This window comes from Streptomyces sp. NPDC019443 (genome assembly GCF_044389785.1).
Lineage (GTDB): Bacteria > Actinomycetota > Actinomycetes > Streptomycetales > Streptomycetaceae > Streptomyces.
In genome coordinates, this window is record NZ_JBIRYJ010000044.1 from 1 (window position 1) to 8255 (window position 8255).

Here is an 8255-nt window from a genome sequence, read left to right on the forward strand (position 1 = left end):
GAACACCTCCCCACCTACATGGTCCCGGCGACCTTCACCCAACTCGCCGCCCTCCCCCTCACCCCCAACGGCAAACTCGACCGCACCGCACTCCCCACCCCCGACCCCTCCGCCTCCTCGGAACTGGAGGGCTTCGTGGCCCCGGCCGGTGAGGTCGAGGAGTTGCTCGCGGGCATCTGGGCGCAGGTGCTCGGTGTGGAACGGGTCGGCGTCACCGACGGTTTCTTCGACCTCGGTGGCCACTCGTTGCTGGCCACACAGGTGATGTCGCGTATCAGGGAACTGTTCGGCGTCGAGTTGTCGCTCACCGCCTTGTTCGACCGGCGGACCGTGCGGGCGCTGGCCGTGGAGGTCGAGGGCTCGTCGCAAGGAGGCGTGCCGCCGGTGACGGCGGCGGACCGGAGCCAGGCGCTGCCCCTGTCGTTCGCCCAGCAGCGGCTGTGGTTCCTGAACCAGCTGGACCCCGGTTCGACGGAGTACAACGTCGCGTTGCCCGTCCGCCTGGACGGTGTGCTGGACGTTGCCGCGCTCGGCGCAGCACTGGACGCCGTGGTGGCGCGGCACGAGGTGCTGCGGACCCGGCTGGTGGCCGGCGGGGACGGGGCGTACCAGGTGATCGACGCGTCGGCACCGTACCCCTTGCCAGTGATCGACGTGTCCGGCAGCGACGATCCGCTGGGTGAGGCGGAGCGGCTGGTCACCCGGGACATGGCGGAGCCGTTCGACCTTGAGGCCGGGCCGCTGCTGCGTGCCGCGCTGATCCGGCTGGGACTCGGTGAGCACGTACTGGCGCTGGCCATGCATCACGTCGTATCCGACGAGTGGTCGGCGCGGATCCTCCAGCAGGAGGTGGAGACCCTCTACGAGGCGTTCCGCGCGGGTGAGCCGGATCCGTTGCCGCCGTTGCCGGTGCAGTACGCCGACTTCGCGGTCTGGCAGCGCGAATGGCTCAGCGGAGCAGTGCTGGACGAACAACTGACTTACTGGCGCGCGCAGTTGGCTGGCTCGACGGAGCTGGAGCTGCCGCTCGACCGGGCTCGGCCGCCGATCCGGTCGTCGGTCGGGGCGACGACGCGGTTCACCGTTCCTGAAGAGACCGCCCAGGAGCTGCGGGCGCTGTCGCGTGAGCACGGGTCCACGATGTTCATGACGCTGCTGGCAGCCTTCGACGTACTGCTGGGCCGCTACTGCGACGCCGACGACATCGCGGTGGGCACGGCGGTCGCGAACCGGAACCGTGCCGAGACCGAGGCCCTGATCGGCTTCTTCGTCAACACGCTCGTGCTGCGCACCGACCTCTCCGGTGACCCGACATTCACCGAGCTCCTCGGCCGTGTACGGGGCATGGCGCTCGACGCGTACGCGCACCAGGACCTGCCCTTCGAGCAACTCGTCGACGACCTGGTCACCGACCGCGACCGCTCCCGCACGGCCCTGTTCCAGGTGTACTTCAACTACGTACGGGACGGTGGGGCGGCGGGAGGTACCGCACCGGACGCGGACGGCGACGACGGCCGACAGTCGGACTCGCTCCCCGGCACCGGCATCGGTGCTGGTAAGCATGGCCACCCGGATGAGGCTCCAGACGCTCACAACGCTGAGGTCGCGATCTCGCGCGACCTCGCTCTCTCCGATCTCGCGCTGACCTTCAGGGACACCGGTGACGGAGAGCTGACCGGTGAATTCGAGTACAGCACGGCGCTGTTCGACGCGGCCACGGTGCGGCGGATGGCCGATCACCTGGTCGTCGTCCTGCGGTCCGTCCTGGACCCCGCCCGCCGGATCGGCGCGCTCGACCTGCTCTCCGAAGCCGAGCACGAGACGCTGCGCGCCCTCGGCACGGGAGCGGAGACGCACGCGGCAGTGCGCCTTGTTCACAAGCTCTTCGAGGAGCAGGCGCACCGGACCCCCGACGCCGTCGCCGTCCTGGAAGGCGGCCGCCACCTCACGTACGGTCGACTGAACGCGAAGGCCAACCAACTCGCCCATCACATCAGGGCGTTGGGTGTCAGTCGGGAGGACGTCGTCGGCGTGTGCCTGGCGCGCGGCCCGGAGGTCCTCGTCGCGCTGCTCGGCGTCATGAAGGCCGGTGCGGCGTACCTGCCCCTCAACGCCGACCAACCCGTCCAGCGCCTCGCCCACATGATCGAGTCGTCGGGTGCCTCGCTGCTCATCACGCAGGCCATGTCCGCGGAGCGGCTGGAATCCGTCTCCGCCCCGTGCCTGCTCATCGACACCGACTGGCCGACGATCGCCGCGTACGACGTCGAGAACCCGCGTACGGGAGTGACACCGCAGAACCTGGCGTACGTCATCTTCACCTCCGGCTCGACCGGTACGCCCAAGGGGGTGCTGGTCCAGCACAGTTCATGGAGCCGGGAACTCCTGGAGATGGGCCGCCGCTACGAACTGACCCCGGCGGACGTCACACTCCAGCTGGCGTCCCTCACCTTCGACGCCGCACAGGAACAGCTCTTCGCCACCCTGGTGCACGGCGGACGGCTGCTGCTGGGCGGCGCGGAGCAGTGGACCCCGGAACGCATCCTGCGCGAGATCCGTGAACAGGCCGTGACCTCGGTCGACATCACCCCCGCACTGTGGGAGATGCTCATTCCCGGCCTCGCGGAACAGGGCACTGTCGGACCGGACTTCCGCCTGCTCATCATTGGTGGCGAGGCGATGTCCGCGCAGACACTCGCCGAATGGTTCGCACACACCTCGGTGCCCGTCTACAACGTGTACGGACCGACGGAGGCGACCATCACCAGCGTCGCCGCCCTCCTGCGGCAGGCGGTGACGTCGTCCGTACCGCCGATCGGACTGCCGATCGCGGAGACGAAGGCATACGTGCTCGACGCCCGGTCCAAGCCGGTGCCGATCGGCGTCCCGGGCGAGCTGTTCATCGGAGGCGCGGGTGTCGCACGCGGCTACGCCGGCCGTCCCGCGCTGACGGCCGAACGCTTCGTCGCCGACCCGTTCGCGGGTGACGGTTCCCGGATGTATCGCTCCGGCGACCGGGTGCGCTGGCCGGCGGACGGGCAGCTGGAGTTCCTCGGCCGGGCCGACGACCAGGTCAAGATACGGGGCGTCCGCATCGAGCCCGGCGAGATCGAGGCCGTTCTCACCGCCCACGCGGGAATCAGGTCGGCGGTCGTGACGGCGTTCGGGGACGGGACGGACCGCCGCCTCGTGGCACACCTGGTCCCCGCCGACCCGGCCGAAGGCATCCCCGCGGTGGCCGAACTGCGCGACCTTCTGCGGCAGACCCTGCCCGACTTCATGGTCCCCGCGGTCTTCACCGAACTGACCGAACTGCCCCTCACCCGCAACGGAAAACTCGACCGCGCCGCGCTCCCGCAGCCCGACCCGGCCACCACCCGCTCGGAGACGCACGCATGCGTGGCTCCCTCGGGCGCGACGGAAGAACTGCTCGCGGAGATCTGGGCGCATGTCCTCAGGTCGGACGTGATCGGCGTCGCCGACGACTTCTTCGCGATCGGCGGCCACTCGCTGCTCGCCACCCAGGTGGTCTCCCGCGTCCGCGAGGTGTTCGGGGTGGAGGTGCCGCTGGCGGCGCTGTTCGACCGGCCCACGGTGCGCGGCCTGGCCGCGGCGATCGACTCCTCGGGCAGGGGAGTCGACGGCTTCGGGACGGGAGCCACGGCGCCGGCGATCACACCCGTCGACCGCAACCGGCACGCGGAACAGTCGCTGCCGCAGCCGCAGCCGCAGCCGCTATCGTTCGCGCAGCAACGGCTGTGGTTTCTCGACCAGTTGGACCCGGGCGCCACGGGCTATGTCCTGCCGTCCCCGCTGCCCTGGTCCGGAGACCTGGACGTGGCGACCCTCGGTGCGGCACTGGGAGCGGTCGTGGCGCGCCACGAAGTTCTACGTACCCGACTGGTGGCTGACGCGCACGGCGTCCCGCACCAGATCATCGACCCGCCCGCTCCTTTCCCGCTCGCCGTCGTCGACGTGTCCGACGCCGTCGACCCGGTCGCGACCGCCCAGAACCTGATGACGGCGGACGCCGCCACCCCCTTCGACCTCACCAACGGGCCACTCGTCCGCGCCACCTTGATCCGACTCGCGTCCGACGAACACGTGCTGGCGCTCGCGATGCACCACGTCGTCACCGACGAATGGTCGGAGCGGATCTTCCAGCGTGAGCTTTCGGCCCTGTACGAGGCGTTCCGCGCGGGTGAGCCGGATCCGCTGCCGCCGCTGCAGGTGCAGTACGCCGACTTCGCGGTCTGGCAGCGGGAGTGGCTGACCGGAGAGGTCCTGGACGGACAACTCTCCTACTGGCAAGAGAAGTTGGCTGACCTTCCGGTGCTGGACCTGCCCACGGACCGGTCGCACCCGGCGACCCGATCCTCGGCGGGGGCGATGGCCGCGTTCACCGTCCCGGAGGAGACGGCCGAAGCGCTGCGGGCACTCTCGCGCGCACATGGCTCCACGATGTTCATGACGCTGCTGGCGGCGTTCGATGTGCTGTTGGGGCGGTATGCGGGTTCGGACGACGTGGTGGTGGGCACGCCGGTGGCGAACCGGAACCGTGCCGAGACCGAGGACCTGATCGGGTTCTTCGTCAACACGCTGGTGCTGCGGACCGACCTGTCCGGCGATCCGTCGTTCACGGAGTTGCTGGGGCGGGTGCGGGAGTCGGCGCTGGGTGCGTACGCGCATCAGGACGTGCCGTTCGAACAACTGGTGGATGAACTGGCAACCGAACGGGACCGGTCCCGCACGCCGTTGTTCCAGGTCTACTTCAGCTACGACACAGGGGGAGCTCCGGAGCCGAGCGGGCCCTCCATGGAGGATCTCGCACACGTCTCACGCACGGTCCAGTTCGACTTGGCGCTGCGGCTCGGCGACAGGGAAGACGGCGGACTCTCGGGGCAGATCGAGTACAGCACCGCACTGTTCGAAGCCGTGACGGTGGAGCGGATGGTGGGGCATGTCGTCAACGTGTTGGAGAGCATCGCGGAGGATGCGGGGCGGCGTGTTGGTGAGTTGCCGGTGCTGGGTGCGGGTGAGCGGCGGCGGGTGGTCGAGGAGTGGAATGAGGCCGTCGAGCCGCTGCCGGGTGTAGGTGGGGTGCATGAGCTGATTGCTGCGCGGGCGCTGGCGGGCCCGGACGCGGTGGCTGTCGTGTCGGACGCTGAGGTGTTGACGTATGGCGGGTTGATGGCCCGTGCCAACCGGCTGGCGCATCGTCTGCGGGGGCTTGGTGTCGGTGCGGAGTCGGTGGTGGGCTTGTGCCTGCCGCGTGGGGTCGACATGGTCGTGGCGATGGTGGCGGTGTGGCAGGCGGGTGGCGCGTATCTGCCGCTGGATCCCGAATATCCGGTCGAGCGGTTGGAGTTCATGCTCGCCGACAGTGGTGTCGAGGTGGTGGTGGGGCACCGGTCGGTGGCGGGGGTGGCCGCCGGGCTGTCGGTGGAGTCGGTGGTGTGGTTTGACGACCCGGCTGTCACCGGCAGGCTGCCGTCCACGGCGCCTGAAGTACCGGTACACGGCGATCAGTTGGCGTATGTGATTTATACGTCGGGGTCGACGGGGCGGCCGAAGGGTGTGCAGGTCGCGCATCGCAGTGTGGTGGGCATGGTGACCGCCTTGGCTCCGGTGCTGGAAGCCGGTCCGGGTGGGCGGGTGCTGCAGTTCGCGTCGTTCAGTTTCGACGCGGCGGTGCTGGATGTCGCGGTGACGCTGGCCTCGGGTGGCGCGCTGGTGGTGGCGAGCAGCGCCGAGCGCACCGCTCCCGAGGTCCTGACCGGGATGATCGGGGCGCAGGGCGTGGGCGCGGCCAGTGTGGTGCCCTCCCTGTTGGGCGTCTTGAACCCGGATGAGGTGTCCGGTATCCAGACGCTGCTGCTGGGCGCGGAACGTTTGACGCAGCCGGTGGCCCGGGCGTGGGCGGCGGACCGCCGACTGGTGAACACCTACGGCCCCACCGAGGCCACGGTCATGGTCACCACCGGGGCGGTCGACCCGGACGTGGCCGTGGCCCCGCCGATCGGCGCCCCGGTGGCGAATGCCCGCTTGTATGTCCTGGACGCGCGGTTGAATCCGGTTCCGGTCGGGGTGGCTGGGGAGGTGTTCATCGCGGGCCCGCAGGTAGCCCGCGGCTACCGCGCTCAGCCCGCCCTGACCGCGGAACGCTTCCTGCCGGACCCGTTCACCGCCGACGGCACCCGCATGTACCGCTCGGGCGACCGGGCCCGCTGGCTGGCCGACGGACAGCTCGACTTCATCGGCCGCGCCGACGACCAGGTCAAGGTCCGCGGCTTCCGGATCGAACCCGGCGAGATCGAAGCCGTCCTGACCACCCACCCCCAAATCCGCAACGCCGTCGTGACGGCATTCGGCGACACCGAAGAACGCAAGCTCGTGGCCTACCTCGTCCCCGCCGACGCGGCGGAGGGCATTCCGGCGGTCCCTGACCTGCGGGAGCACGTCCAGCGGAGTCTGCCGGCCTTCATGGTCCCGGCCGTGTTCGTCGAGCTGGCTGCCCTGCCACTGTCGCCGAACGGAAAGCTGGACAGGTCCGCCCTGCCCGAACCAGACGGTGTGCGACCGGAGCTGGATCGCCTCGTGGCTCCGGCCACTGCCTCCGAGGAGCTTCTGGCGGGCATCTGGCAGCACCTGCTGGACGTGGACCGGGTCGGATCCACGGACAACTTCTTCGAGCTGGGCGGGCATTCGCTGCTCGCCACCCAGGCGGTCTCCCGTGTCAGGGAGGTATTCGGCGTCGAGCTGGCCCTCGCGACCCTGTTCGATCACCCTACGATTGCCGGACTGGGAGCGGCACTCGATTCCGTGGCACCGGGTGGGGCGGAGCCGGAGTGGACGGTCGTCAGCAGGGACGAACCGTTGCCGCTGTCGTTCGCGCAGCAGCGGTTGTGGTTCCTGGACCAGCTCGAACCGGGCTCGGTCGAGTACAACCTGCCGCTGTACGTGCCCTGGGACGGAGAGCTGGACGTTGCCGCCTTGGGGGCGTCCCTGGACGCGGTGGTGGCGCGGCACGAAGTGCTGCGGACTCGCCTTGTGGCCGGTCCCGACGGCACGCCGTACCAGGCGATCGACCCGGCGACAGCGTTCCCGCTGCCGGTGGTGGACGTGTCCGGCTGCCTCGACCCCGTACGTGAGGCCGAGCGGCTGGCGCTGGCGGATGCAACGGCACCCTTTGACCTGGCGGCAGGCCCCCTGATCCGGGGCACGCTGATCCGGCTCGATGAGGAACAGCACCTGCTCGCCCTGATGACGCACCACGTGGTGTCCGACGAGTGGTCGGCACGGATCCTGCGACGTGAGCTGTCCGCGTTGTACGAGGCCTTCCGCGCGGGTGAGCCGGATCCGTTGCCACCGCTGTCGGTGCAGTACGCCGACTTCGCGGCATGGCAGCGTCGGTGGCTGGACGGCGAGGTGCTGGAAAATCAACTCGCGTATTGGAGTGCCCAGTTGGTCGACGCTCCCGTGCTGGAGCTGCCCACTGACCGACCGCGCCCGCCGGTACGGTCCGCCGAAGGAGGGATGGCTCCGTTCACTGTCTCGGCCGAGACGGCCGACGCGCTGCGGGCGCTGTCCCGCGAGCGCGGCACGACGATGTTCATGACGCTGCTCGCCGCGCTCGATGTCCTGCTGGGCCGGTACGCGGATACGAACGACGTGGTGGTGGGCACGCCGGTGGCCAACCGGAACCGTGCCGAGACGGAGGACCTGATCGGGTTCTTCGTCAACACGCTGGTGATGCGCACGGATCTGTCCGGTGATCCTTCGTTCGGGGACGTACTGGGGCGGGTGCGGGAGACGGCGTTGGGTGCGTACGCGCATCAGGATCTGCCGTTCGAGCAGCTCGTCGACGAACTGGTCACCGAGCGGGACCGCTCCCGCACCCCGCTGTTCCAGGTGTTCTTCAGTTACGGCGCTGGAGACGGTGAGGCCGTTCGAGGCGCCGCCGATGTCGATGGGGAACCTGGCACACAGGTCGGTCAAGTCGGCCAGGTCGCCGTGCCGTTCGACCTGTGGGTGATGGTTGAGGAAGCCGGCGACGGCACGCTCAAGGCAGGTATCCAGTTCAGCGCTGCGTTGTTCGAGGCCGGAACGGTGGAGCGGATGGCGGGGCACCTGGTGACGCTGCTGGAGGCTGTCGCTGTCGACGCGGGCCGGCGGGTGGGCGAGGTGCCGCTGGTGGCCGCTGCGGAGTTGGATCGGCTGACGCGGGTGTGGAATGACACGGCGGTGGTTTTGCC

The 8255-nt window shown here is 69.6% G+C and carries 1 protein-coding gene; it reads left to right on the forward strand.

The annotated features are described in order from the left end of the window. Nucleotides 1–8255 (forward strand): amino acid adenylation domain-containing protein (locus ACH492_RS39880; protein ID WP_398994323.1); only part of this gene is annotated, 8255 nt, incomplete at both ends.